The organism is Streptomyces sp. CGMCC 4.7035, assembly GCF_031583065.1.
In the GTDB taxonomy this organism is placed as follows: Bacteria; Actinomycetota; Actinomycetes; order Streptomycetales; family Streptomycetaceae; genus Streptomyces; species Streptomyces yaanensis.
This window is the reverse complement of sequence record NZ_CP134053.1, coordinates 4,048,122-4,074,163: the sequence shown is the minus strand read 5'-3', so window position 1 is coordinate 4,074,163 and position 26,042 is coordinate 4,048,122. Positions and strand designations below refer to the sequence as shown.

Sequence of the window (26,042 nt, the reverse complement as noted above, 5' to 3'; positions counted from 1 at the left end):
ACCAGCGATCCACGCAAACCAGTTCAGAACATCACGCACCAGCTGCACGTTCACGCGCTCCGGAGCGGCGCACGCTGCGGCGGAGCTGGTCGCGGATGACGCCGACGACCCCGGCGGCGGCCCAGCCCCGCGCGAATCCGTAACCGACGGCGGCCCAGCCCCGCGCGAATCCGTAACCGACGGCGGCCCAGCCCGCGCGAATCCGTAAATTGTCCGCCACGGAGGGTAGTCGGCGGGCATGGACCGCCACTTTATCCCGTTGTCGACGAGATAGCGGATGCCGTCGACGATCTCGCGGCGGGGGTGGGCCTCGGGGTGTCCTCCGGTCGGTTTCTGGCAGGCCGGGACGGGCAACAGCGGTTCGATGACTGCCCATTCGGCGTCGCTCATGTCGAAGGGGTAGCGGGGTTCACGCATGAGGAGGCAGGGCCCGGCCCGGTTGGGGGGTACTGCGGAGGCGTGGGCCGGGCCCCGGTCTCCTGGCTCTGTGGTGGGCGTCCTGGCCGTGGAGTAGGTCAGCGCGGTGGCCGGGCGGCCAGCGCGAGGTTCGACTCGATCGCCTTCATCTGGTCGCTGAGGTAGCCGACCCAGACGCTCTTGGGGAACAGGGCCAGGTGCGGGCCGATCGCGCCCGTGATCATCCGGCGGAACTGGGTGAGCTTCTCGCGGAGCCAGGCCAGTTCCCATTCCTCCGGTTCCGCCTCGCTCGCGCAGAAGTGATAGCCCAGGTCACGGGTCCAGATCACCGGCGGCCAGCCGCGTTCGGCGCACATATCGCGCAGCGTGGTCAGGCCAGTCCAGCGTGGCCCGGCAGCGGGCGACGTTCTGCGCCAGGACTGCCCGTTCGTCGTCCGACAGCGTCCGGCCGGGCAGCTGGGGCACCGCCTTCCCGCAGGCGGCCACGAAGTGGTGGCAGGCGCCGACCAGGTCAAGGAACTCCTGGGTCCGTTCGATCTTCCGGACGGTCCGCCCGGTCGGTGTCTCGCGGCGGAAGGGATCGGCCCGCTGCTGGGAGCGGTCGGTCTGGGCCCGGTTGACCGCGTGACGGGCGGTGTCGTCGGCGACCACCCTGGACGCGACCTCCGGACGGCGCAGCACGTCGAAGGCGACTTGGGCTGCGACCTGGTCGTCCTCGATGAGGTCGTGGACGACCTCGGTCTCATGCTGCGTGGTCTGCGCCTTGTTGACCATGTGGCGGGCGGTGTCGTCAGCGACCACTTTGGCCGCGACCGCCGGACGGCGCAGGCCATCTGTGGCCACCTGGGCCGGGACCTCGTCATCGTCGGCCGGGCGGTGGATGGCCGCGACCTTCTGCGCAGGTGTCCCGGGACGGTCCGGGAGCTGTCCGACGTGTTTCTTGGCCAGACCCGTCGTCCAGCGCCGCACCCGGGCGCGTTCGTCCAGCGGAGGGGCGTCGATCGTCTCGAAGCGCACCTGGTCGTCCGGGATGCCCGCGAGGATGTAGTGGACCTTGTGGGAGACGCCATGACGACGCTGCCCTTCGGGCCAGCGGTGGGCGGCGAACCGGTAGCTGCGGACCGTACTGGGCGACAGCCCCAAGTCGTCGGCATACATCTGCAAGGACACATCAACTGCAAGGACACATCAACGCCGAACGGCTCCTCGCCGGGGGCCGGATGCGCGCCGCCCACCCGCTGCATCGGCTCGATCTCCAGCGCGTGGTCTCCGATGGTGAACTGGATGCGCTGCATCTGCCCGACCAGTTCCCGGTCGGCGGCGATGATCTGCTCGTAGCGCTCGCGGTACCGGCGACAACACCCCGGCCCAACTCCCACAGAATCAATCCAGTTCGAGATCCACCACCAGCAATGACCGCAACTGACCGTCCGAAACCGAATCGGGCACATCATCGGATCGCTGGTCAGGGCGCGCCGTGGGAGCGGTTCGAGCCGTAACTCCCGGGCAGGACACCGAAGCAGGGTGTCCAGTGGCACGGCGTGCGGTGCCGACCGGGGTGGCGCGGAGCTGGTGTTCGCGGTGGCGCACGCAACCGTGTGGCCCGTGGTGGAGCAGGTCCTGCACAGGGGAGCACGAGGAGATCCGACCGTACCGCCTGCACCTGCCGGCAGGGGCCAGCGTGTCACGCGGCGTCGGCGTTACCTCGGGGGCATCCTGTGGCCACGTGCGATCGCGGGGGCAGCCGACGAGAAGGAGTCATGCCGGTGTCGTCTCAGGACGTTACGGTCGTGGCTCTTCTGGCGGATCCGGATGCGCCGACGGAGATCGCGCAGCGCATGGCCCGGATGCTTCCTGATCGGCTCGCCGACAAGTCGGGCCAGGGACGACGGTTCGACGTCGAGGTGGTCAGTGAGCCCTTCACCGCAGGGGCCGAGGACCCGCCCACCTTGATGCACCGGATCATGGACCGCGGAAGTGAGGGGCACTGGGACATCGTCGTGGCCCTCACCGACCTTCCGCTGCACTCACATGGGCGCAAGCTCGTGGTGGATCTGAGTCACGAACACGGCTTGGCGCTGCTGTCTCTTCCCCCGCTGGGGGGCTTCCGGCTGCAGACAAGGGCCCGGCAGGTCGTGGAAGAAGCCGTGCTCAGCCTGGCGGGCCCGCAGGCCACGGGGGCTGAGGGGCCTCCGGGAAGTCAGCCGCTGCGGGGGCCCTTCATCGGTCGTCTCGCGCCTTTCCATCCGGGCCAGGTCGGTGAGGAGGAGATCGCCGATCTGCGGTACGTCGTCAGTGGGCCGCGCGGTTACCTGAGGGTGCTCCTCGGTATGGTCCGCGCCAACCGGCCGTGGCGCTTGGTGCCGGGCTTGTCGAAAGCCCTGGCGGCCGCACTCGCCACGGGAGCAGTCGCCACTGTGAACTCCACCATCTGGAACCTGGCCACCTCCCTGAGCACGCCACGCCTAGTGATCGCCATGGTCGGGTCTGTCGCTCTCATGATCGGCTGGCTGATCTTGGACGCGAACCTGTGGCATCGAACGGATGAGGTTTCGCCGGAGGCGAGGAAGAGGGCGGCTCTCTACAACGCCTCGACGGTCGTGACCGTGGGTATCGGGGTGATCGTCTGCTACGTGGGTTTGGTGGTCATCAACCTGGCGTGGGCTCTGTTCATCCTCAACGACCGGTTGTTCGCTTCCACGACACGAATTCCGCTGCACGTCACGGAGTACTGGACGTTGTCCTGGTTCGTCGCTTCGGTCGCCACGGTGGGTGGCGCGCTGGGATCGGGCCTGGAGAGCGACGAGGCGATCCGGGCAGCCGCCTACTCCAAGCGCGAACAGGAGCGTCGCAGCGTGCTGCAGGACGACCACGGTGACTAGCGGGTGACCTCAGTCGGAGATGTGCCGTCGGTTGGTGGTCGTCCGGGTCCGGAGATTCCGCTGATCGGTCGGTGCGTGGTTGTTTCACCTCGGGGGCCGACGGGCACCCGCACGGCACGCCGCCGGAGCTCCCTCTGGCGGGCCGGCGGCAAAACCACCATTCCATCTGATCCAGGTGAGCGGCCCGCAGAGGCGTGCCGGAGCCGCGGACCCCGTCGTAGCGCTTGCGAGAGTCAGGCTCTTTGCGCCCTCTCCATCACCGCCATGCCGCGACATCAAGGAAAGTCACCATGAAAGCAGCGGTATACGAAGGACCGCGAACGGTCACAGTGAAGGACGTACCGGACGCAAAAATCGAACATCCTTGCGACATCATCGTCAAGATCACCACCACGAACATCTGCGGTTCGGACCTGCACATGTACGAGGGTCGCACCTCGTTCGAGTCCGGCCGCACCCTGGGACACGAGAACATGGGTCAGGTGGTGGAGGTCGGCTCGGCCGTCCGCAAGGTCCAGGTGGGCGAGTATGTGGTCCTGCCCTTCAACATCGCCTGCGGCTTCTGTAAGCAGTGCGAGCAGGGCCTGACCAACTACTGCCTGACCATGCAGCCGGAACCGGCCCTCGCGGGAGCCGCCTACGGATTCGCCGACATGGGCCCGTACCAGGGCGGCCAGGCGGAGCTGCTGCGCGTGCCCTACGGCGACTTCAACGCGCTGCGTCTGGGCGAGGACGCCGCCGAGCGGCAGACCGACTACGTGATGCTCGCCGACATCTTCCCCACCGGCTATCACGCCACCGAGATGGCCCACGTCAAGCCGGGCGACCAGACCATCGTCTTCGGGGCCGGTCCCGTCGGGCTGATGGCGACCTACTCCGCCCTCCTCAAGGGCGCCGGCCGCGTCTGGACGGCCGACCACCAGGCCGACCGGCTGCGCAAGGCGGAGGAGATCGGGGCCATCCCGATCAACACCGCCGAGCGGAACCCGGCGGAGGTCGTCAAGGAGGCCACCCTCGGTCTGGGCGCCGACAACGGCTGCGAATGCGTCGGCTACCAGGCGCACGACCCTGAGGGACACGAGGACGCCAGCCTCACACTCAACGGCCTGATCGACTCGGTCAGGTTCACCGGCGACATCGGTGTGGTGGGCGTGTTCCTGCCCCAGGACCCCGGCGGCGCGGAGGCCCAGGGGGAGCTGGAAGCTCAGGGCAAGGTCCCGATCGACTTCGGCATGATGTGGTTCAAGGGCCAGCACATGGGGACCGGGCAGGCGCCGGTGAAGAAGTACAACCGGGCGCTGCGGGATCTGATCGCCGGCGGGAAGGCGAAGCCGAGTTTCGTCGTCTCCCACGAGCTCAGCCTGGACGAGGCCCCCAACGCCTACGAGCACTTCGACGCCCGTGACGAGGGCTGGACCAAGGTGGTCCTGCATCCGAACGGACATGGGAACGGCCACAAGCGGTAAGGAAACCCGAGGGCCGCCGTCCGCCTGTTCCCGGGGACCGGTCCGGCCGACGAGTGGCGATCGACCCCGGCTCCACCGGGACTGACGGACGGCGTTTCGCTTGCTCTCCGGTCGGACCCGAACCAGGGGCGATCGCCCGCGTCCGGCCCGGTTGAACGGATGGCGGACGCCTCCCCCAGGCCGGCTTGCCGGGCGCCTACTCGACAGGCCGGGTCTGCCGTGTTGTTCGCTCAGTGTCCCGCGCGTCCGGACCGCCGGAGCGCTGCCGACTGGGCGCTGCGGACGGCGAGGACGTGCGGCTTGGATGCCGACGCCCCTTCTTTGCAGCTGACCACCCTCTGACTTACTCCACACACGGATCCCTCCGGCGGTCGGGGGTGTGCCGAAATGGACCGGATCGCGCATGAGCGTGGAGTCGCTCCTGATGCTTTGTGCTGTGAACTCGACCGGCTGGCGACCTCCCTCGTCTCCTGGCGCGTGGGTATCGACGCAAGAGATCTGCACTGGGAGCTGGCGTTGAAGGCCGTCAGCGCGAGCTGCCAGCCGGTAGATCTCACATCGGCATGAGCCCCCAGGGGCGAACTAAAATGCTCGGTCACAGGACGGTCACCGGCGGACGCGGGGCATCCCCAGACCGATCCAGGAGATGATCTCCCGCTGGATCTCGTTGTTCCCGCCGCCGAAGGTGAAGATCACGGCTGAACGGTAGCCGCGCTCCAGTTCCCCATGGAGCACGGCGCCCGCCGAGCCCGCCTGGAGGGCGCCCGCGGCCGCGACGATCTCCATGAGCCAGGCGTACGCGTCGCGGCGGGCCTCGGAGCCGTAGACCTTGACGGCGGAGGCGTCCTGCGGGGTGAGCGTGCCCTCCTGGACGGCGTTCACCATCTGCCAGTTGAGGAGCTTCATCGCGTCGAGCTTCGTGTGCGTCTGGGCGAGTCGGCGGCGTACCCACGGCAGGTCGATCACCCGGCGGCCGTCGGCGAGCTTGGTCTCCATGGCCCAGCGCTGCACGTCGTGCAGGGCGCGGATGGCCATGGTGCCGTGCGCGGCGAGGGTGACACGCTCGTGGTTGAGCTGGTTGGTGATCAGCCGCCAGCCCTTGTTCTCCTCGCCGACGCGCCGGGAGACGGGGACCCGGATGTTCTCGTAGTAGCTCGCGGTGGTGTCGTGCGAGGCGAGCGTGTTGATCAGGGTGCAGGAGTAGCCGGGGTCGGTGGTCGGCACGAGCAGCATGGTGATGCCCTTGTGCGGCGGGGCGTCAGGGTCGGTGCGGACCGCCAGCCACACCCAGTCCGCGGTGTCCCCGTTGGTGGTCCAGATCTTCTGCCCGTTGACGACGTATTCGTCGCCCTCGCGGACGGCTCGGGTCTTGAGGGAGGCGAGATCGGTCCCGGCGTCCGGCTCGCTGTAGCCGATCGCGAAGTCGATCTCACCGGAGAGGATCTTCGGCAGGAAGTAGGCCCTCTGTTCCTCCGTGCCGAACTGCATGAGCGTCGGGCCGACCGTGTTGAGTGCCATCAGCGGCAGCGGTACCCCCGCCTGGGCCGCCTCGTCGAAGAAGATGAACTGCTCCAGGGGGGTCAGTCCGCGCCCGCCGTACTCCTTGGGCCAGCCCACGCCGAGCCACCCGTCGCCGCCGAGGCGGCGGATGGTGTCGCGGTAGAACCGCTTCTGCGCGGTCGGGTCGCCGATGGGGGCACCTCCCATGCGTTTAGGGCTATGGGGGAGGGCATGGGCGTGGTCCGGCACCAGTTCGGCGAAGTAGTGGCGCAACTCGGTGCGCAACCGCTGCTGCTCGGGCGTGTATTCGAGATGCACGGCGCCTCCAGGCTCCCCAAGGCCGGTCCTGTCGGCGCACACCGTAGAACGTGTTTCAGAAATTGGGAATGCCGGTGAACCGGAATGCGGGCGCGTCCGGGTAGGAGCGGAACCGCCGGCGCGTCAGCCCAGCATCGCGAGGAAGGCCGTGCACGCCCGGGCGCACCCCCGGCACGCCCGCGCGACCTCCTCGCTGCCGGGGTGCCCGTCGAAGACGTGCGCGCAGTCCAGGCAGACCGCCCGGCACCACTCAAGCTGGCCGCGGACGCCGGCCTCGTCCTGGGGGTCCTGCTCGGACAGCACGCGGCACGTCGCGTCACAGGCCTCCGCGCACATGATCCCCTTGCGTCGCAGAAGTTCCTGGTCCTGGGTCCCGTCCGGTTCCGCTCGGCTCGCACGCATGGCGCAGGCCCGCGCACACTCGGTGCAGGCCTGCGCACAGGCGAAGCGATCCTCCAGGAAGCGGTAGACCTCCTGTTGGGATGTCGTCGTCACGGGGTGCGGGTAGCCAGTGCGGACCCCGTCAAACCGCCTCCCCGGGGTCGGACCCGTTTTTCCCGCTCGGTGAAGGGCACTCGCAGGGCCTGGAGGGCCATGGGATGCGGAGGTGGAACCCGTGCCCGGACGAGAGGAACTGCCGTCGACGCTGGAGCGCTCCCCCCGCGACGCCCAGCGCACCTGGATCAAGGCCCACGACTCGGCGGTGGAGCAGTACGGCGAGGGCGAGCGCGCGCACCGGGTGGCGTACGGCGCGCTCAAGCACATGTACGAGAAGGTCGGCGACCACTGGGAGCGCAAGGAGGGCGGCCGCAAGGGCCCCTCGGACCCGCAGTCGGCCCGGCCCCGGCAGCTGGGCGGACGCAGCGGCGAGGGCGTCGACGAGCAGGCGTCGAAGGAACACCTCTACGACGTCGCGAAGCGCCTCGGCGTCGAAGATCGGTCGCGGATGTCGAAGGCGGAGCTCCTGGACGCGATCCGCAAGGAGAACCGTTCGAGAACCCGGGCCGCGCGCTCGCGCGAATGAGCCGGAGGGGCGCGCCGATGCCAAGAGTACGTGGGGTCCCCTGCCCGAAGAGCTCGGGGAGCGCGGAGGCGCGAAGCGCTGAGCACCGTCGGGCTCTCGACACCGGCTCAGGCGCCCCGCAGACGAGCGAGTCAAAAAATGGTCGGTCGCCTCGCGGCGCACGTCGTCGCAGTCGGCCGCCTCGGTCCTTCGTCGCAGTCAGCGGTCCGAGTCGGTCGTCTTCGGGGCCATGTGCGAGGCGATCAGGTCGGGGCTGAGATAGACGTCGGTCCGCTCGAAGTCCTTGAGCGTGGCGGGGCGGCCGGCCTGGAAGCCGGTGCGGACGAAGTCGTAGCCCGCCAGCGAATTCAGCGTCCAGTTGGTCAGGGTGCGCAGGCGGGCCGGAATCGTGCGCAGCGCCCCCAGGTGGTACCCGCGCGCGACGACCTGCGCGGGCAGGCCGGTGAGCTCCACGCCGAGCGGTTTGGAGACGGCCCGGATGCCGCCGAGGTCGACGACGAGCCCCAGGTCGCGGTGGCGGTAGGGGCTGCGCGGCGCGCCGCGCAGGGTCGCCGCGACGTTCTTCGCGGCGGCCCAGCCCTGGCGCATGGCGTGCTGGGCGGTCGGCGGGCACACCGCGTCGCCGCCCTTGTGCAGGTCGGGCACCGCGGCGGCGTCCCCCAGGGCGAAGACCCCGTCCAGGCCCGGCACGGTCAGGTCGGGCCCGACGACCAGCCGGCCCCGGTTGGTCTCGGCGTCCAACGTGGCGATCAGCGGGCTCGCCGCGACCCCCGCGGTCCAGATCAGCGTGTGGCAGGGCAGCTTGCGGCCGTCGGTGAGGGTGACAGTGTCCTCCGTGGCCTCGGCGACCGAGACCCCGAGGGAGACGTTCAGGCCGCGCCGCTTCAGGATGGTGAGCGCTTTCGCGCCCAGCCGCTCGCCCAGTTCGGGCATGAGTCGGGGCGCGATGTCCACGAGGTGCCACTTGATGAGGGCCGGGTCGAGGCCTGGATAGCGCTTGACGGCCGCGGTGGTGAGGTCGTGCAGATAGGCGGCGGTCTCGGTACCGGCGTAGCCGCCGCCGACGACCACGAACTGCAGCCGCATCTCGCGCTCGGCCGGGTCGGAGCTCGCCGCCGCGAGGTCGAGCTGGGAGATGACGTGGTCGCGGACCCAGGCCGCCTCGGCGAGCGTCTTCATGCCCACCGCGTGCTGGTTCACCCCGGGGATGTCGAACTGCCGTGTCACACTCCCCGGCGTCAGCACCAGGTAGTCGTAGTGCTCCACGGTCCTCTCGCCGTTGATCTTCTGGACGACCACGGCCTTGGCAGCGGGATCGATGCCGATCGCCCCGCCGGGCACGATGACCGTGCGACGCAGCAGTCGGCGCAGCGAGACGGCGACCGACTGCGGGGTGAGGATTCCCGAGGCGACGTGCGGGAGCAGGGGCAGATAGAGCTGGTGGTCGTAGGGGGTGATGAGTCTCAGTGAGGCCTCGGCGGGTTTGAGGATCCGCTCCAGCCTGTGCACGGTCTCCATCCCGGCGAAGCCGCCGCCTACGATCACGATCCGGGGCACGGTCATGACAGGTCCCTCCAGACGGAGACATATACGCCTGCCACGCTAGGGAACACGGCCCCGGCCCGCATCCGATAGGGCTCCCGAGCCGCATACGGCCTTCTCCCCCGACCGCCTGCCCGTGCCGCTCCCCCACTGCTGGCCTCCCGTCCGGGAACCGGTTGCCATGAGCGTTGCCGCACGTCGGCGCGGCGGGCCGCCGTCGGTCCCGGCGCAAAAGGGGGCGGATCTTGACCAGGAAGAGCGGGCCGACGCCCGTGCCAAGGCGGTCGCGGGCGTCGCCACGCCGACCCTGGCGTTCGTCCTCGACGACATCACAGGGCCGTCGTTCACGCACATGGCGCACGGCGTGGAGCGCGAGGCGACCCGGCTCGGCCATCTGTGCCTGGTGTGCAGCACGGACGGCGACCCCGAGCACCAGCTGGACTTCATCGAGATGATGCGCGCCCAGCGCACGAAGGCCGTCATCCTCGTCGGAGGCACCGCCGACACCCACGAGAACCGGGACCGCACGGCGCGTATCGCGGACTCGCTGAGGGCGAGCCGCAGCGCGGCCAGCAGTGGGAGGGCGCCGGCCGCAGGGTGCTCAGCCTGGTGGAGCGCGACGAGGAGGGCGCCCGCCAGGTCGCGCTCCTCGACGTGGAACAGGGCGATCCGGTCACGCTGGGCGTGAGCGTCGACGGCGCCTACGCGCAGTTCTGGTTCCTGTGGGACGAAACACGCGCACCGATCGGGCCGCCGCTCGACTTCAGCCGTCTGTCGGACGACTACGGCTCCCGGCTGCGCTTCACCGGCGCGTTCGCCGGGATCCACGCCCGCGACCTCGTCGACGCCGCGTTCACCGCCGACTTCACCGGCTTCCGCCTCACGTGCACGCCCACCTGACGCGGCCGGGCGTCCCTGTTCACGGACGCTCGGCCGCGACGAAGTACGCCGGACCCCCCGTCAGTGCAGCGCGTCCGACAGACGGACGAAGCTGTGGCCGGTGGCCAGCAGGTGGGGGACGGCGGCGGCGATGCCGCGAGCGGTGCCGCCGGCGGGGTGGTTCATGTGGCACAGGACGATGGATCCGCCCTGGGCAGCCGCGACGGTGGTACGGACCTGTTCGGGGGTGAAGGTGGCACCACCGTCGCCGTTGACGGAGAAGCTGACGAAACGCTCTCCCAGGTCGGTGACGATCCGTGCCGCGACGTCGTCGCAGTACGCGGTGCCGGACCGGAAGAAGCGCGGCGGGGCGCCCAGCAACCGGGTGAGCTCGGCCCGGTTGCCGGCGATCTCGTCGTACACCTCGGCCGCGCTGCGGGTGCCGGGGATGCCGTAGGCGGAGCGCCCGGTGACCGACAGCGGGCGGTGCCGGGTGCCGTGGTTGGCGATCTCGAACAGCGGCTCGGCGGCCAGTCGGCGGAAGATCGCCGGGTTGGCGTCGGTCCAGCGGGAGTTTATGAAGAGGGTCGCCGGTATCTCCCGTGCGCGGAGGAAGTCGATCAGCGCCCGGTCGTAGCCGCTGCCGCCGGGGCCGCCGCAGGCGTCGAAGGTCAGCGCGATCACGCGTTTCCGGGTCGGCAGCGTGTGCACCACTCCGGGCGCCTCGAAGCCCCAGGTGTGCGGCACGGCATGTCCGTAGCGGGCCACGACGTCGGCACGGGTGGCCGCGGGCGCCGCGGTGGGCGTCGTGGCCGGAGAGGCAACGGCCGGGGAGGCAGGGGCCGGGGAGGCAGGGGCCGGGGTGGCCGTGGCGGTCGCTCCGGGTGCGGGGGGTGGGCCGGACGTTGACGTCCGGCCGCTCGTCGCGTTCTTCGGGCCCGCACATCCGGCGAGCACGCTTCCCGCCAGGGCAGCCAGCACTGCCCGGCGACTGCGTGTCATCCGCTCCCCCACCTGGTCGAAGGTTTACCCACGGGCGGCCGCCGCCCGTCACGGTAACCGTATGCGGTGAACAAACCATGATCGGGAAGACGGCGGTAAGGGTTCGCCAACGATCCTTCGCGGAGCAGTCGCCTCGGCCGAGGTTCGCAGGACGGCACCGCCCCTTCTCCCCGTGGTTCCAGGCAACTCCCCTACGTGACCAGGGGAAGGAGCTTTACGTCCTTCATGTCGGGCGCCGCGGGGATCCGTTCCAGGACGCCGCCCGCGAAGACGTCGTAGAGCGGCAGTGTCTCCAGGTGGACGTAGCCGATGTGGCAGTCGCAGACGGTCAGAGGGCAGGGGCGCGGGCCAAGTGCCGTGCGGTACGAGCCGTCGTAGAAGTTGCCCAGTTCGGTACGGACGAAGTGGCAGCGGCGGACCGTGCCGTCACCGTCGACCGAGATCACGGACTCGCCGGTGCGGCAGGGCAGGCCGGCGCTCGCGTGAGGGTGGCGGCTGTAGGGGAACAACGGGTCCAGGGCGGTCCAGAGGCCGGCCTCCGCGTCGTCGTACGAGTGTCCCTCCGCGGCGTTGACCCAGAGGTACACGTGCTCGGGCAGCTCGGCGCGCAGGCGCCGGGCCGGTTCGAGGTGGTCGGGCAGACCGACGATCCCGACGCTGAAGCGGACGCCGAGACGGGCCAGTTCGCGGCACTTGGCGAGAAAGCGGTCGTACGGGGTCTGGCCCGGGTGGTACGTGCACCACAGGGCCAGGGTGTCGAGGTCGGCGTCGGCCAGCCAGTCGGTGCGGCAGCTGAGGTTCGTCTGGATGGCGACGCGGCGGATGTGCGGCTGGTGGGAGAGATCGGTGAGGGTGCGCCGGTACCAGGAGCGCACCAGGCCCTCTCCCCAAGGGGTGAAGAGGACCGAGAGGCGGTCGCCGGTGTGGCCGGCGGCCCAGGCGGCGAACCGCTCCAGGCTCGCACGGTCCGCGCGCAACTGCTCCCTGCTGTCGCGGCGCTTGGCGAAGGGGCAGTACGGGCAGTCGTAGTCGCAGGACGCCAGGGGGCCGCGGTACAGGAGGGTCAGGTCCATCGCAGCCGTCTCACTTCCGCTCGTAGGCGGCCATCGCGGCCCGTACGGCCGGGGAGAACAGCTCCGGTCCGATGGCGTCGGAGTGGGCCAGGCCCTCGGGGGTCAGGCGGAGAACGTCGGCGTGTGGCACACCGGACTCCAGCCAGCCGCGGTCGGCGAACCGCTCCAGTTCCGTCGCGAAGTCGTCCGCGGGGGTACGGCCGCCGAACCGGGCCCGGTAGTCGGCGATCTGGAGCCCTTCGGCCTGGAGCAGCGATTGCAACAGGTGCCGGCGGCGGGACTCGTCGGGGTCCATGCGGCGGCCGTACTCGGCGTGGGCGAAGTCCGCGGCGGGGCGGGAGACGTAGTCGTCGATGATCGAGCGGATCTCGTGCATGCCGACGGCGTAGTCGAAGGAGTAGTGCAGCCGCGCGGTGTAGGAGCGGGCTCCGCAGCCCAGGCCGATCATGCCGTCGGTCTGGCAGGCGTAGTCGTCCGCGCCCTGCGGTGGCGCGTCGGCGCGGCGGAACATACGCATGGACTGCTGCTCGTAGCCGTGCGCGAGGAGGTGGTCGCGGCCGGTGCGGTAGAGACGCAGACGCTGCTCGTCCCAGTCCGGGTCGGACGCGTCGGCCCGGCGGCCGAGGCCCGTGAGGGGGCGGATGTAGAGGGGGTAGAGGTAGAGCTCCTCGGGGCGCCAGGCGAGGGCCGCGTCCAGGGAGCGCAGCCAGGTCTCCTCCGTCTGGCCGTCGATGCCGTAGATCAGGTCGATGTTGAGCACCGGTATCCGGGCGTCGCGGACACGGCCGAGTGCCGCCTCCACGTCGGCGCGGCGCTGCGGGCGTACGGCGGCCCGGGCCTCGGTGTCGTCGAAGCTCTGCACGCCGAGGCTGAGGCGGGTGGTGCCGCGTTCGGCCAGGACCGCCAGCCGGTCGGCGGTGGCCGTGGCGGGCGAGGCCTCCACCGAGAGGGGAACGGCCCGGAGGTCGGCGCCCATGCGGTGTTCGGCTATGTCGTAGAGCCGTTCCAGTTCGGCGGCCGTGAGGAAGGTGGGGGTGCCGCCGCCGAAGGCCGCGGTGGCGAACCGGACCGGTGCCCGCTCCCCCAGGGCCTCCCGTACGGCCCTCGCCTGGCGGTCCAGGGCGTCGAGGTAGGCGGTGGTGAGGCCGTCCGGGGCGCCGATGCGGGTGAACAGGTTGCAGAATCCGCAGCGGATCTCGCAGAACGGGATGTGGAGGTAGAGGGAGAGGGCGTCCTTGGGCTCGGCCGCCCACAGGGTGCTCAGCAGCGGACGGTCGTCGAGTTTCCGGTACGCGGTCTTGTGCGGGTAGGCGTACACGTAACTCTGGTACGGGGTCACACGGTGAGCGCTGGTCAGGGTCGTCATCGGGCGGCCTCGGCGGGGGTGGGCGTGTGGTCGAGGAGGAAGTGGGCGTAGGGCACGGTCCACACGGACTCGTGGCCGATGCGGTGACCGGTGTAGCCGTCGTCGCCGTACGCCGTGCCGTGGTCGGAGCAGACGATCGCCAAGCAGCGGCGCCTGCTGCTCGCGACGGCGAACAGGCGGCCGATGTGCCGGTCCACGTACTCCAGGGCGGCGGCGTGCGTGTCGCGGGAGTCCCCGGCCTCTTTACTGGCTCCCGGGAGGTGGAACCAGTTGGGCTGGTGGAGGGAGGCCACGTTGACGAAGAGGAACAGGCGCTGTTCCGCAGGCAGTCGTCCGATCACCTGCTCCGCACGGGTCACCTGTGACTCGAACGACGTCGGTGAGGTGACTCCGAACTCCGGCTCCCAGTGGGACTCCTGGAAGAGCCCCGGCAGCACCGAGCCCAGCGGTCCCCGCTTGTTGAAGAAGCCGACTCCCCCGATGCACACCGTCCGGTAGCCGGCCTTGGCGAGACCGGAGACCAGGTCCGGAGTGTCGTAGACGAAGGTGCCGTCCGCCGTCGTCTCGCTGCCCGCGAAGTCGGCCGCGAACAGACGGGGGTGGCGGCCGGGCGCTGCGGGCGTGGGCAGGAAACCGGCGAAGATCGCCTGGTGGGAGGCGTAGGTGAAGCTGCCCGGTGCGTGCCGCTTCTCCCAGCGGCCGTCGGGCAGATGGCGGGCCAGGTTGGGGATGCGGCCGGCCGCGGCCAGTTCGGCGGCGACGTCGTGGCGCAGGGTGTCGAGGGTGACCAGCAGGATGTCGTGGCTGCCGACGATCTCGTTCATGTCCGGCGTGCCGGAGGGCGGCGGGGGCAGGCCGGGGCCGGTCTCCGGGCGGGTCGGTTCAAGCGCTGACATGGCTGGCCGAGAGAACCGCGTGACGCACGGGGGCGGTTGGTGCTCGCGCTGGGCGAGGTCACCGGCCACGCCCATGCGGTGGTCGGTCCGGGCGAACTGGTGTGTGAGCCGGGGCCGTTCGGTCCGCTGCTGCTGCATCTGCCCCAGGGCGGGCGGGTGGTGCACGAGGAGCACGCAGCGATCACGCTGCCCAAGGGGTGGTTCCGCGTGATCCGGCAGCGGGAGTACGTGCCGGGGTCGGTGCGGATCGTGGCGGACTGAGTCACATGACGGGCCGGCAGACAGACAGCCGCACGGACGCACGACAGACAGACGAAGAGACAGGGCGGACGCAGGGTGAGGGAGACGAGGGTGACGACTGACGAGGTCCAGCGGTGGCGTGCGTGCGCCGCGGCGGCCGTTCCGGCGGACCGGGCCGCGGCGGAGGCGGGCGTCCGGCTGGCGTACCGGAGGGCCGGGCTGGCGGAGCCGGAACGCATGGTGTGGGCCGGTTCACCGCGCGAGGCCGTGACGCTGATACGCGCCTCGACGGACCTCGGCCCCAGCGTGCGCGAGAGTGTCCGCAGCGCGCCCTGGGCAGCCGAACGCCTGCGTCTGCACGAGGAGTTGGGCGCGGCGGGCTGGTCGGCACGCTGGGCTGCCACCGGCGGGCGTCTGTGGGACACGACGCGCGCGCTGGTCGACCGGATCCAGCGGGGTGTACTCGACGAGCTGGCGGACGGCGACCAGCGCGCCGGGACGGAGATCCGGCTGATCCTGCTGGACGCCGTGCTCGGACAGCACGACGCGCCCTGGCTCGCCGCCCTCGACTCGGACCGGGCCCCGCTCGACGGGCTGGCCCAGGTCTGCCGCAGCGCGGGCTGGTGGTGGCCGTTCGAGAAGGTCGCGGTGGTGTGCGAACGCCCCGTCGCCCTGCACCGCGACGAGGCGGGCCGGCTCGACCGCGGGGACGGCCCGGCGCTGGCCTTCCCCGACGGTTTCGCCCTGTACGCCTGGCGTGGCATGCCGGTGCCGGCCGCCTTCCTCGCGGAGCTGCGCACGCTGACGTCGGAACGGATCCGCGCCGAGGAGAACGCCGAGCTGCGGCGCGTCATGCTCGAGCACTACGGCTACGACCGCTACCTCGCCGACTCCGCGGCCCGGCCGATCCACCGGGACGAGACCGGTACGCTCTGGCGCATCGACCTGGACGGGGACGAGCCGGTCGTGATGGTGGAGGTCCTCAACTCCACGCCGGAGCCGGACGGAACGCACCGCACGTACTGGCTCCGCGTGCCGCCGACGACACGGGAGGCCAGGGAGGGAGTGGCCTGGACGTTCGGGCTGGGGCCGGAGGTGTACGCACCGCTGCGGGAGACATGACCATTCGTAGTGACAGGCCGACCTCCCCTTGGCGCCGCCTGCCCTGGGGCCCAGGGCATGGGAGCTACGCTCGGCGTGCCCCTCAGCCGGCCGCGCGGACGCGGACGCGGACGTCAGGGCCTATGCGGCGCGGGCACGGTGATGGAGTCGTGGCGACGGACCAAGAGTCGTGCCAATCGGCGTCCCCTCGGGGATCACGTGGGTCATCGCGGGCTCCCCGCGTCGGTGAAGGGTACGTGAACCGAGGAAGCCGCCTGCCGGCCATATGGGTGCCGCCACAGGCCCTTCGCCCGAAGCTTGGGCAGGACGCCCTCGCCGAACCAGTACGCCTCCTCCAGGTGCGGGTAGCCGGAGAGGACGAACTCCTCGATGCCTAGGGCGTGGTACTCCTCGATCCGCTCGGCCACCTCGGCGTGGCTGCCGACCAGCGCGGTGCCCGCGCCGCCGCGCACCAGGCCGATGCCGGCCCATAGGTTGGGGTGGATCTCCAGTGCGGTGGGGGTCCCCCCTGCTCGAACGGAGTTGAGAGCTTGGGGGAGGCTGCCGCCGGCGTGCAGGGCGAGCATGCGCTGCTGGCCCTCGGACTCGCTGCGGGCGAGCCCCGCCTGCACCGACCGCACCGTCTCCGGGTCGAAGCCGTCCAGCAGCCGGTTCGCTTCCGCCCATGCCTGCTCGGAGGTGTCGCGGGAGATGACGTGCAGCCGGATGCCGAAGCGCAGGGCGCGACCCTGCCTGGCGGCCAGCCCCTTGATCCAGGCAATCTTCTCCGCGACCTGAGCGGGCGGCTCGCCCCAGGTGAGATAGACATCGGCGTACCGCGCCGCGACCTCACCGGCGATGGGCGACGAGCCGCCGAAGTACACCTGGGGGACGGGGTTGGGCAGCCGGGTGAGCCTGGCGCCCTCGACCTGGAGGTGCTCGCCGTTCAGGTCGACGGCCTTGCCCTTCCACAACTCCCGCACGACCTCCAGGAATTCGCCGGTACGGCGATACCGCGCGTCCTTGCCGAGGAAGTCACCGTAGGCGCGCTGCTCATGGCTCTCTCCTCCCGTGACCACGTTGAGCAGTAGTCGGCCGCCGGTCTGCCACTGGAAGGTGGACGCCATCTGCGCAGCCAGTGTCGGTGAGAGGAAGCCGGGTCTGAAGGCGACCAGGAACTTCAGTCGCTCGGTGTTCTGGCTGACCATGGCGGTGGTCAGCCAGGCGTCCTCGCACCAGGCGCCGGTGGGGGTCAGTGCACCGGTGAAGCCGAGGTCCTCCGCGGCGCGGGCGATCTGGGTGAGGTAGCCGATGCTCGGCGGCCGGTCACCTCCGGTTGCGGTGACCGGGGTGCCGTGGCCGCCGCCGACGACATGACGGCTGTCGCCATTGGTGGGCAGGAACCAGTGGAAGGTGAGGCTCACGGAGGCTCACGCCTTTCGCTCGTCGTCGTCGGCGGTCACGGTCAGGGGGCTCATCCGGCGGCTGCCACCAGGGCCGTTCGGCTGCCGAGGGCTTCGGAGAACTGGTCGACGACCTGCGCGAGGGCCTCGGCCGGGCCCGGCGCGACGGCCAGTGTGCCGTCGTCGCCCACCGCGATGTCCTTGTCCAGCGTGAACCAGCCCTGGACGATGTGCGCGGCGCCCATGGAACTGAGCACGGGGCGCAGTGCGTAGTCGATCGCCAGGACGTGCGCCGTGGATCCGCCGGTCGCCAGCGGAAGGACGGTCTTGCCGGCCAGACCGTACTGCGGCAGCAGATCGAGCAACGACTTCAGCAGTCCGGAGTAGGCGGCCTTGTAGACGGGAGTGCCGATCACGACGCCGTCGGCGCGGTCGAACAGTGCGGTCGCCTCGACGATCGCCGGGTGCCGGAAGTCGGCTCCGAGGAGAGCCTCGGCGGGGATGGTGCGGACGTCCAGCGGGATCACCTCATGTCCCTGGGCCGTGAGCCGCCTGTCCAGGTGGCGCAGCAGGCGGGCGGTGCGGGAGGTGGCGGAGGGACTTCCGGAGACGGACAGGACGGTGGCCATGGCGGACCCTTCGGGAGCGTGCGAAGAGGGGAGGGCGGTCAAAGGACTTTGGAGAGGAAGGCGCGGGTGCGCTCGTGCTGCGGGTCGTCCAGGACGGCCGCGGGCGGCCCCTGCTCCACGACGACTCCGCCGTCCATGAAGACCACGCTGTCGGCGACCTCGCGGGCGAAACCGATCTCGTGGGTCACGACGATCATGGTGGTTCCGGCGCGGGCCAGGTCCCTGATGACGTCGAGGACTTCGCCGACCAGTTCCGGGTCGAGCGCCGAGGTGGGCTCGTCGAAGAGCAGCACCTTGGGTTCGAGGGCGAGCGCGCGGGCGATGGCCACGCGCTGCTGCTGACCGCCGGAGAGCTGCCGCGGGTAGGCGTCGGCCTTGTCGGCGAGACCGACCCGCTCCAGGAGTCGGCGGGCTGTCTTCTCGGCCTCCTTGCGCGGGTGGCGCAGCGCGGAGACGGGTGCCTCGACGAGGTTGTCCAGCACGGTCAGATGCGGAAAGAGGTTGAAGTTCTGGAAGACGAACCCGATGTGGGTGCGCTGCTTCAGGACGTCCTTCTCCTTCAGCTCGTGCAGCTTGCCGCCCACCCGGCGGTAGCCGATGAGCTCGCCGTCGATACTGATCCAGCCGCGGCTGACCTTCTCCAGGTGGTTGATGGTGCGCAGCAGCGTGGATTTCCCGGAGCCGGACGGGCCGAGGATCACGGTGACCTGGCCGGTGCGGACTTTCAGGTCGACGCCGCACAGCACTTCCAGCGGGCCGAAGCTCTTGTGGACGCCGTGGACGTCCACCATCACCTCACTCATCGGCTGTCTCCCCTCGTGCGTTCCTGCCCACTGGCTACGTGTGCTCGGGCGGATTGATCCGCGACGCGTCGATCGCGGAGGCGGCGGTGCCCCACTTCTTGAGGATCCCGGCGTACGTGCCGTTCTTGATCAGCTCGTCCACGGCGGCCTGGAACGCCTTGGTGAGCGCAGAGCCCTTCTTGAAGGCGAAGCCGACGTCGAGGCGGTGGTACTCGCCGAGGAAGGTGGTCCCCGACGCGGTCTGTGCGGCCTGGTAGCGCAGGCCGTTGATGGTCGACATGATCACGTCGATGCGGCCCTGCTGGAGCGCGGTGAGGGTCGCCGCGTTCTCCGAGTAGACCTTCACGTCGTACGGCTTCTTGCCCGCCTTGGCGCACACGCCCTTCTGCGCGGTGAGAGTCGCCTCGAACGTGGTGCCGGCCCCGGTGCCGATGGTCAGCCCGCACAGCTGGGTGAGGTCGGTGACCTTGGTCTTGAGCACGGTACTGCCCTTCTTCACCGCGAATCCCTGGCCGTCATTGATGTAGGTGACGAAGTCGACGGTCTTCAGGCGTTGGGTGGTGACGCCGAAGTTGCCGGTGCCGAAGTCGTACTTGCCGCTGCCGAGGGCGGGCAGGATTGTCTCGAACGAGGCGTCCTGGCGCCGCAGTTCGACGCCGAGGACCTTGGCCACGGCGTCGGCGAGGTCGATGTCCTGGCCGGCGGGCGCCTTGTCCGGGCCGTTCGGGTAGTAAGCGCCGGGCGGGAAGCCGATCGAGCTGCCGACCCGCAGCGTGCCCGCCTTGCGTACCTCGGCGGGCAGCAGGGCGGCCACGGAGTCCACCTTGCGCACGGCGGCGACCGGGTCGTCGGTCGGGGCGGGGGACGCCTGGGCACCCACCGCTGTGGTGCCGGGGGTATCGCCGGAGCCACAGGCGGTCAGCGCCAGTACGGGCAGCAGCGTCATGCCGGCGGCGACGCGCAGACGGGTTCTGATGTGAGCTACGGAAGTCATTCGCCCACCGCCGCAAGGGTCTGGGTCCCCCGTGCCGCACGCTCGGCGTCGCGCTTGGCGACCTCCTCGCGGACGATCGGGATCACGTACCGGCCGAAGTCGATGGCATCGTCCAGCAGGTCGTATCCGCGGGCGGAGAGGATGTCGACGCCGAGGTCGTAGTAGTCCAGCAGAGCCTGGGCGACCGTTTCCGGGGTGCCGACCAAGGCGTTGGAGTTGCCCGCGCCACCCGTGGCGGCGGCCGTCGGGGTCCACAGGGCCCGGTCGTAGCGCTCCCCCGCCTCGGCGATGGCGATCAGCCGCTGCGAGCCGGCGTTTTGAGGAATTGCAGCCCCGGTGGCGCCCCTGCGGTGGTGGCGCACAAGACCCGCCTCGCGCCGCTCCCGGATGGCACCGACCGTGCGGTGGGCCTTCTCCCAGGCCAGTTCCTCGGTCGGGGCGATGATCGGGCGGAAGGCGACCTGGATCCGCGGCACGTCGGGGCGGCCCGCGGCCCTCGCGGCGGCCTTCACGTTCTCGATCTGCTCGGCGGTCTTCTCCAGGGGCTCGCCCCACAGGCAGTAGATGTCGGCCTCGGCTCCTCCGGCGGCGTATGCCGCGGGTGACGAACCGCCGAACGACACCTTGGGGCGGGGCTGTTGGACGGGGAAGACGTCGCTGACGAAGTCGTGGAAGCGGTAGTGCTCGCCCTCATGGTCGAAGGGCTCGTGGCTGGTCCAGATCTTCTTGACGATCCGGATGTACTCGCGGGTGCGGGCGTAGCGCTCGTCCTTGGTGAGGGTGTCGCCCTCTCGGCCCTGCTCGTGGTCGTTGCCGCCGGTGATGAAGTGCACGGTCAGGCGGCCCTCGCTGATCTGGTCGAGGGTGGCGAAGGTCTTCGCGGCGAAGGTGGGGTACGAGACGTTCGGGCGGTGGGCGAGCAGGACCTGGAGACGGTCCAGCCGACTCGCGATATACGCGGCGGCCGGCGTCGGATCCGGGGATCCCGAACCATAGGCGAACAGGACCCGGTCCCACCCGTGCTCCTCGTGTGCTCGGGCGAGCCGGAGCGTGTACTCCTTGTCGAAGGCGGCGCCGGAGCGCGGTGTGGTTTCGGAGCCGTCGTTGGTGGCGGCGATGCCGAGGAACTCCACTGGCATGGGAGATGACCTTTCCTCAAGTCCTTGGTGCCGTGTCGTGGTGAACACGCGGGCACGGCGAAGCAGCCCTCGGTGCGGCCAGGTGACGGCGCGCCTCGGGTGCTGGGAACCGGGGGTGAGCAGGTGTGATGACGCCGAGGCGTGGGCCTCGGGCGGGGCAGGGCGGCGGCAGCGCGTGTCCGGTGTCGTAGGACCGTCCCCACGCGGATTCAGCGTGTGTCAGCGCGTGCGTGCGACGGTGCTACGACGGGAGGAACCCGGCCCACGACGGGGTGCCCGCGGGAGGGAAGGGCCGGTCAGACGGCCCGCTGCCGCTTCAGGCGCAACACGCGGCGGACCACACCCGACCGAAGTCGATGTGGTCACGGGTGACCAGGCGCTGCTCGGCATTCATGCGATTAATTGAGCAGTACATCTCGCGTCTCGTCAACTACGGCCCGGATGTCGGACGGGTGTTGAGCGGTTCCTGTGCGTTATTGACACATGCGCGCGGTGGCCCCATACGATCGAGGACGGACCGGCTCCGCCGCGCGCGGCAGCCGCACCGGCCGCGTTGAGGGACGCGGCGAGCGTGATGACGCCGAAACCGGGCCGTCTGCCCCGTACCCGCGCTGTCTCTGCGCGGATTCCGTGAACGTGTGTGCCGCCGGGTGGTCACCGGCGCCCGCGCCTGTCTCCCCTGGAGAGCCTCCTGATGGTTTCGCCGTCCGACATCACCGATTCCTCCCGCCTCTCGGCACCCGTCCCACCGGCAGGACGCCTGAAAGCCCCTCGTCTTACCCCGGGGCAAGGCCCCGCGGACGACCTGCCGCGCATCGTGCCGCGCCGGCACATCGGCCGCCGGCTGGCCGCTGCCGCCGCGCTGCTGGTCCTCGCGATGGTGGTCAACTCTGTCGTGCGCAACCGCGCCTTCCAGTGGGATGTGGTCGGCCGGTACCTCACCACCACCGCCGTGCTCGACGGACTGCTGCTCACCCTCTGGCTGACCGGCGTGGTCATGGTGCTCGGCTTCCTGCTGGGCACCCCCTTGGCCGTGATGCGGTTGTCCGCCAACCCGGTTCTGCGCACGCTGAGTTGGGGCTATGTGTGGATCTTCCGGTCCACCCCGCTGCTGGTGCAGCTGCTGTTCTGGTTCAACATCGGCGCCCTCTACCCGACGCTCGGCCTCGGCATCCCCTTCGGGCCTCAGTTCGTCACCGTCAAGACGGTCAACCTGCTCGGCCCCACCCTCACCGCCGTCATCGGGCTGACCCTGCACGAAGCCGCCTACGCCGCCGAGGTGGTACGCGGCGGCATCCTCTCGGTGGACGCCGGCCAGACGGAGGCCGCCCAGGCTCTCGGCATCGGCAGACGGCGCACCCTGCGCCGGATCGTCGTCCCGCAGGCGATGCGCTCCATCGTGCCGACCGCCGGGAACATGCTGATCGGCACCCTGAAGGGCACCAGCATCGTCAGCGTGCTGGCCGTGCACGACCTGCTGTACTCGGTGCAACTGGTCTACAACCAGACCTACCAGGTCATCCCGCTGCTGATGGTCGCCACCCTCTGGTACATCGCCATCACGACGGTGCTCAGCGCGGGACAGTTCTATGTCGAGCGCCACTACGCGCGCGGCTCCGCCCGCGCCCTGCCATCCACCCCTCTGCAGAGTCTCAGGGTCCGTCTGGCCACACTTCACGCCCGGCTGGACAGGGCGACCGCGCCCGAGGTCCGCGCGGAGGTCGACCGAGACCGCTGAACCCGTCCTGAAGTGCATTGCCGCAATATGTGGCCTGGACGCCGGGCGACCTCGTCCCGGGGGGAGACCTGCCCCGCCCGGCGGCCCGCCCTCAACGGATGCCGAGCGAGGCCGTACCGGATAATGGGAGCATGCGGATCTCAGCCAGGGCGGACTACGCGGTACGTGCCGCGCTGGAGCTCGCCGCGTCACGGGATGACGTGCCGATGAAGGCCGAGGCCATTGCCGATGCCCAGGACATCCCGCACAAGTTCCTCGAAAACATCCTGAACGACATGCGCCGGGGCGGTCTGGTACTCAGCCGGCGCGGCGGCCAGGGCGGCTACCGGCTGGCCAGGCCCGCCGAGTCCATCAGCATCGCCGACGTCATCCGCGCCGTGGACGGACCGCTGGTCTCGGTGCGCGGGGTCCGCCCCCCGGAGCTGTCCTACACCGGCCCCGCCGAGTCGCTGCTCCCCTTGTGGATCGCACTGCGGTCCAACGTGCGCGAGATCCTCGACGGCGTGTCGCTCGCCGACGTCGCATCCGCCCGGCTGCCCGCCGAGGTGTCCGCTTTGGCCGACGCCCCCGGCGCCTGGGTGAACCCCTGACACGCCGGACCATTCGCCCTGCGGGTGCCGCGACCACTCGGACGTCCACGCACCCGTCCCGACCCGTGACCTTCGCTGCCGGAAGGTCGATACTGCCCCCAGCACGTCTCCAGCCATCACATGTCCACCGCATCACAGGAGACATGCGCTGGACCGACTGACCAAAGTCTACGAGGAGAAGCGCAACACTCCACCCCAGCAGGCCGACCTCAAACGCGAGATCGGAGCACAGCGGTTCGGGGAGTACGCCTCTACCTGACTCCCCCGGCAGCGCCAATACGCGCCGGGCAGCGTCCGCACGCGGCGCTGCAGTCGGACCAGCTTCTTCGCATGCGCCTCCGAAATCTTGAGAACTCTCGCCACCCGTTCAGTTGACGTGCCGCACGCGCCCGCTTGCCGAACCAACTCCAGTCGCTCAGCCCTGGTGAGGTAAACATCCCGCGGGGGTGTTCCGCACCGACCCCGGTTTGGCCCCGAAACGTTCGCGTCCTCCCCGCCCACGCCGGGGTGTTCCGCCCTCGAACTACACGACACGGGTGAGCTGGGTGCCCTCCCGCAGACGCGCGGGGGTGTTCTGGAACCTAACGTGACCGCATCGCGGGTTCTTCACTGTCCCTAGCCGGTGACGCGGTGGAAGGTCCATCGCTGGTTGGAGCTGCCGACGTCGCGGTACTGGATCAGTGCGGCGCCGTCGGCCGTGCTGCCCCCTTTGACGTCGAGCACCTTGCCGCTGTTGCGGTTGACCAGGACGAATTCGCCCCCGCTCTGCGGGCGCAGCTGCCACTGCTGGCTCGCCCGGCCGTCGGCGGTCGTCTGCACGACCGGCGCGCCGTCCGCCGTCGAGGACCCTGCCACGTCGAGCACCTTGCCGCTGCCGACGCAGGTGATGGTGTGGTAGCCGTCCGCTGTGGACTGGAAGGCCCAGTGCTGGTTCGCTTTGCCGGTGTCGGGCCACTGCAGCACTGTGACGCCGTCCGCGTTCGAGGCGCCGGAGACGTCGGCGACCTTGCCGCTGCGCGCGCTGACGCACTTGTAGGCCCTGGTGGGTGCGATGGTGTACTGCACCGAGTCGACGTCGACGTGGCCGGTGCCGTTGGGGTTGTAGGTGTAGATGCCGACCCGGTCACCGCGGTAACCGCCCCAGGTGAGCTGGTAGGTGCCGCCGAACGAGGTGAACGTGTTCCCGTCGAGGCTGTAGGAGAACCGGCTGACTCCGCTGACGTCCCAGGAGGTGCGCAGCCACACGGCGTTCTGCGTGATCGCCGGACCGTTGGTCAGGGTGCCGCCGACGTTGTGCGCGATCGTGGTGGTGGTCCCCGAGCGGCGGACGCCCAGCCCGGCGTAGGTGGCCGCGTAGTGGCACAGCCCCGCGTGCTGGCCGTCGGCGAGGCCGGCCAGTTCGAGGCGGATGGTCACCGTCGCGGCGCCCGCCGTGCGCAGCACCCGTTGAGTGAGGGTGTTGCCGACCTTGGTCAGGTTGTCGGTCGCCAGCGGTGCGAACGCCTTCAGCCGCAGGTAGCCGGGGCGTTCGGTCAGCGACCAGTGGTCCGCGCGGGGCTGGTAGTACCACTCCCACTGCGGCTTGATGCGGGTGTCGGTGAACAGGTCGCTGGTCACCACGGCGGGCAGCGCGTCGACCGGCATACCGGGCGTGCCGCCTGCGGGCACCTGGCCCGTCCACACCATGCTGCCGACGCCGTCCGCGCCCACCTGGCCCAGGATCGGCCAGCCGTCCACCCAGGTCACCGGCAGCAGGGACAGCGGCCGTCCCTCCCAGTCGCCGTGGCCGTGGTGGGTCACGAAGTACCAGGTGCCGTTCGGGGCCTGCACGAGCCCGCCCTGGTTGGGCTCGCGGTCCACCGAGGTGTTGACGTGCTCCAGTTGCTTGGTCTCGAAGGGGCCGGTGAGGCTGGAGCCGCGGTTCATCATCAGTACCCGACCCTCGGACTTCACCTCGCTGTACAGGTGGTAGTAGAGGCCGTTGATCTTGTACAGCTTGTTGGCCTCGCTGCCCGGCGACTGGTGGATGACCGTGGACGGGCCGACCAGTGACTTGCCGTCCTCGGACAGCTTGAACAGGTGGATCTTGTAGCCGTCCGAGTAGTGCGTGGTGACCAGGTAGCCCTGTCCGTCGTCGTCCCAGAACGGGCACGGGTCGTCCCAGCCGGAGGTCCGCCACACCGCCGTCAGCGGATCCCACGGCCCGGACGGCGACGGGGCCGACGTCATGAAGAAGCCCTCGTCGGGGGTGTTGAAGTACACCCAGTACCGGCCCGCGTGGAAGCGGATGGCCCCGGCCCACACGCCACGGCCGTAGCGGTTCATCTGGTCCCAGTTCAGCGCTGGTCCGATGCTGGTGAGATCACCCACCGCGCCGCCGAGCGTGCGCCAGTTGACCAGGTCCTTCGAGTGCAGCACGGCCACGCCGGGCGAGTACCCGAACGTGCTGGTGATGCCGTAGTAGTCGGAGCCGACCCGGATGCAGTCCCAGTCGCTGAAGTCGCCCGGGAGGACGGGGTTGGCGTAGGTGCCGTCGCCCTGGTCGCCCCACGTGCCGACGGGAGGCGTGGTTGCCGCCGCAAGGCTTGGTGGCAGCAGACCCGGCAGGAGGAGGGCCCCGGTGCCGACCGCGGCGAGCCGGCCGAGCTGTCTTCTGGTGATGTCCACGGTGTCCGTCCTTGGTTGAGAGCCATCACATCTGAGGGAGGTGCTTTCCGATGCGAGTACGCGGTGGCAGAGGTTCACGGGGACGGTGCCGGCCCGCGTTCCGCAGGCACTGTCCCTCAGGTCCTTCGCCTCAGTGGTCGCCTCGCAGTCGACGGAGGTGACCAGGGCGGCCACGTCCGGCGGCAGGCCGGCCCGGCGGGCCTCGGCGTCGTGGTAGCGCAGCCGGGCCTGCTGCAGGCCGCCGTTGTACAGGATCTGGGGGCCGCCCCAGGTCAGCTGGACAAGGGCCTTGGTGAGGGTTGGCCATGTGTGGGGGCGACCTCCACGTTTCCAGGAAGCGAGCACGGCCTCCCCGCGCTTGTGTAGGACTGCC

At 70.2% G+C, this 26,042-nt stretch carries 23 protein-coding genes and 2 pseudogenes; 9 read left to right on the top strand and 16 right to left on the bottom strand.

The annotated features are described in order from the left end of the window. Positions 1–52: 52 nt before the first annotated feature. From Q2K21_RS17505 to Q2K21_RS17495, 3 genes and pseudogenes are all read right to left on the bottom strand, one after another. A pseudogene (locus Q2K21_RS17505) lies at positions 53–417 on the bottom strand (transposase); the annotation flags it as partial. A 98-nt stretch (positions 418–515) separates the two neighbouring features. Beyond that, complete coding sequence (locus Q2K21_RS17500; RefSeq protein ID WP_310771789.1) at positions 516–773, bottom strand: hypothetical protein; 258 nt, start codon at positions 771–773, stop codon at positions 516–518. Continuing rightward, entirely contained in the window at positions 730–1,575 is an 846-nt protein-coding gene (locus Q2K21_RS17495; protein ID WP_310781054.1) for a DUF6192 family protein, read from the bottom strand. The genes Q2K21_RS17500 and Q2K21_RS17495 overlap by 44 nt, the downstream gene beginning before the upstream one ends. Positions 1,576–2,177: 602 nt before the next feature. Between Q2K21_RS17495 and Q2K21_RS17490 the strand changes: the two genes are divergently transcribed. Together Q2K21_RS17490 and Q2K21_RS17485 are read left to right on the top strand one after the other, a co-directional pair. After that, the gene (locus Q2K21_RS17490; RefSeq protein WP_310771787.1) at positions 2,178–3,299 is read left to right on the top strand and encodes a hypothetical protein; all 1,122 of its coding nucleotides are present in this window, start codon (positions 2,178–2,180) and stop codon (positions 3,297–3,299) included. A gap of 290 nt (positions 3,300–3,589) precedes the next feature. Then, positions 3,590–4,765 carry a glutathione-independent formaldehyde dehydrogenase gene (locus Q2K21_RS17485; RefSeq protein WP_310771785.1) on the top strand — a complete coding sequence of 392 codons (1,176 nt, stop codon included), beginning with the start codon at positions 3,590–3,592 and terminating at the stop codon, positions 4,763–4,765. Positions 4,766–5,371: 606 nt separating this feature from the next. Here Q2K21_RS17485 and Q2K21_RS17480 read toward each other — a convergent pair. Both Q2K21_RS17480 and Q2K21_RS17475 read right to left on the bottom strand, forming a co-directional pair. After that, the gene (locus Q2K21_RS17480; protein WP_310771783.1) at positions 5,372–6,583 is read right to left on the bottom strand and encodes an acyl-CoA dehydrogenase family protein; all 1,212 of its coding nucleotides are present in this window, start codon (positions 6,581–6,583) and stop codon (positions 5,372–5,374) included. A 123-nt stretch (positions 6,584–6,706) separates the two neighbouring features. Continuing rightward, entirely contained in the window at positions 6,707–7,078 is a 372-nt protein-coding gene (locus tag Q2K21_RS17475) for a ferredoxin (RefSeq protein WP_310771781.1), read from the bottom strand. A gap of 121 nt (positions 7,079–7,199) precedes the next feature. On the opposite strand from Q2K21_RS17475, the gene Q2K21_RS17470 reads away from it, so the two are divergent. Then, positions 7,200–7,607: a ChaB family protein gene (locus Q2K21_RS17470; RefSeq protein ID WP_310771779.1), complete on the top strand. Its 408-nt coding sequence runs from the start codon at positions 7,200–7,202 to the stop codon at positions 7,605–7,607. 198 nt (positions 7,608–7,805) lie between these two features. On the opposite strand, the gene Q2K21_RS17465 is transcribed toward Q2K21_RS17470, so the two are convergent. Further along, entirely contained in the window at positions 7,806–9,170 is a 1,365-nt protein-coding gene (locus tag Q2K21_RS17465) for an NAD(P)/FAD-dependent oxidoreductase (RefSeq protein ID WP_310771777.1), read from the bottom strand. Between the two features lie 160 nt (positions 9,171–9,330). On the opposite strand from Q2K21_RS17465, the gene Q2K21_RS17460 reads away from it, so the two are divergent. Both Q2K21_RS17460 and Q2K21_RS17455 read left to right on the top strand, forming a co-directional pair. After that, positions 9,331–9,837, top strand: a complete 507-nt coding sequence (locus Q2K21_RS17460; protein WP_310771775.1) for a type 1 periplasmic-binding domain-containing protein — start codon at positions 9,331–9,333, stop codon at positions 9,835–9,837. Continuing rightward, a complete protein-coding gene (locus Q2K21_RS17455; RefSeq protein ID WP_310771772.1) occupies positions 9,747–10,049 on the top strand; it encodes a beta-xylosidase family glycoside hydrolase in 303 nt (100 codons plus the stop codon). Before Q2K21_RS17460 ends, Q2K21_RS17455 begins: the two co-directional genes overlap by 91 nt. Before the next feature lie 60 nt (positions 10,050–10,109). Here the strand turns inward: Q2K21_RS17455 and Q2K21_RS17450 are convergent, their stop codons facing one another. The 4 genes from Q2K21_RS17450 to Q2K21_RS17435 all read right to left on the bottom strand — a co-directional run bounded on the left by Q2K21_RS17450 (position 10,110) and on the right by Q2K21_RS17435 (position 14,293). Then, positions 10,110–10,775, bottom strand: a complete 666-nt coding sequence (locus tag Q2K21_RS17450; protein ID WP_310771770.1) for a polysaccharide deacetylase family protein — start codon at positions 10,773–10,775, stop codon at positions 10,110–10,112. Between the two features lie 446 nt (positions 10,776–11,221). Beyond that, entirely contained in the window at positions 11,222–12,103 is an 882-nt protein-coding gene (locus Q2K21_RS17445) for an STM4011 family radical SAM protein (protein WP_310771768.1), read from the bottom strand. Between the two features lie 10 nt (positions 12,104–12,113). Continuing rightward, the gene (locus tag Q2K21_RS17440; protein ID WP_310771766.1) at positions 12,114–13,469 is read right to left on the bottom strand and encodes an STM4012 family radical SAM protein; all 1,356 of its coding nucleotides are present in this window, start codon (positions 13,467–13,469) and stop codon (positions 12,114–12,116) included. Next, complete coding sequence (locus tag Q2K21_RS17435) at positions 13,466–14,293, bottom strand: STM4013/SEN3800 family hydrolase (protein WP_310781051.1); 828 nt, start codon at positions 14,291–14,293, stop codon at positions 13,466–13,468. Before Q2K21_RS17435 ends, Q2K21_RS17440 begins: the two co-directional genes overlap by 4 nt. A gap of 78 nt (positions 14,294–14,371) precedes the next feature. Here Q2K21_RS17435 and Q2K21_RS17430 point away from each other — a divergent pair. Further along, positions 14,372–14,626 (top strand): annotated as a pseudogene (locus Q2K21_RS17430) (hypothetical protein); the annotation flags it as partial. 90 nt (positions 14,627–14,716) lie between these two features. Then, on the top strand, positions 14,717–15,727 hold the full coding sequence (locus Q2K21_RS17425) for a DUF6745 domain-containing protein (RefSeq protein ID WP_310771764.1): 1,011 nt from the start codon (positions 14,717–14,719) through the stop codon (positions 15,725–15,727). Positions 15,728–15,930: 203 nt separating this feature from the next. On the opposite strand, the gene Q2K21_RS17420 is transcribed toward Q2K21_RS17425, so the two are convergent. Genes Q2K21_RS17420 through Q2K21_RS17400 form a run of 5 tightly spaced genes read right to left on the bottom strand, consistent with a single transcriptional unit; the run spans position 15,931 to position 20,674 of the window. After that, the gene (locus Q2K21_RS17420) at positions 15,931–17,130 is read right to left on the bottom strand and encodes an LLM class flavin-dependent oxidoreductase (RefSeq protein ID WP_310771762.1); all 1,200 of its coding nucleotides are present in this window, start codon (positions 17,128–17,130) and stop codon (positions 15,931–15,933) included. Between the two features lie 50 nt (positions 17,131–17,180). Continuing rightward, complete coding sequence (gene ssuE / locus Q2K21_RS17415) at positions 17,181–17,738, bottom strand: NADPH-dependent FMN reductase (protein WP_310771760.1); 558 nt, start codon at positions 17,736–17,738, stop codon at positions 17,181–17,183. A gap of 38 nt (positions 17,739–17,776) precedes the next feature. Next, complete coding sequence (locus tag Q2K21_RS17410) at positions 17,777–18,541, bottom strand: amino acid ABC transporter ATP-binding protein (RefSeq protein WP_310771755.1); 765 nt, start codon at positions 18,539–18,541, stop codon at positions 17,777–17,779. A gap of 34 nt (positions 18,542–18,575) precedes the next feature. Further along, on the bottom strand, positions 18,576–19,535 hold the full coding sequence (locus tag Q2K21_RS17405; protein ID WP_310771753.1) for an ABC transporter substrate-binding protein: 960 nt from the start codon (positions 19,533–19,535) through the stop codon (positions 18,576–18,578). Then, positions 19,532–20,674 carry an LLM class flavin-dependent oxidoreductase gene (locus tag Q2K21_RS17400; RefSeq protein WP_310771751.1) on the bottom strand — a complete coding sequence of 381 codons (1,143 nt, stop codon included), beginning with the start codon at positions 20,672–20,674 and terminating at the stop codon, positions 19,532–19,534. The genes Q2K21_RS17405 and Q2K21_RS17400 overlap by 4 nt, the downstream gene beginning before the upstream one ends. Before the next feature lie 694 nt (positions 20,675–21,368). Here Q2K21_RS17400 and Q2K21_RS17395 point away from each other — a divergent pair. After that, on the top strand, positions 21,369–22,412 hold the full coding sequence (locus Q2K21_RS17395) for an amino acid ABC transporter permease (RefSeq protein ID WP_310771749.1): 1,044 nt from the start codon (positions 21,369–21,371) through the stop codon (positions 22,410–22,412). Positions 22,413–22,543: 131 nt separating this feature from the next. Beyond that, a complete protein-coding gene (locus Q2K21_RS17390; protein ID WP_310771747.1) occupies positions 22,544–23,002 on the top strand; it encodes an RrF2 family transcriptional regulator in 459 nt (152 codons plus the stop codon). A gap of 615 nt (positions 23,003–23,617) precedes the next feature. Here Q2K21_RS17390 and Q2K21_RS17385 read toward each other — a convergent pair. Beyond that, positions 23,618–26,014: a family 43 glycosylhydrolase gene (locus Q2K21_RS17385; RefSeq protein ID WP_310771744.1), complete on the bottom strand. Its 2,397-nt coding sequence runs from the start codon at positions 26,012–26,014 to the stop codon at positions 23,618–23,620. Positions 26,015–26,042: the final 28 nt, after the last annotated feature.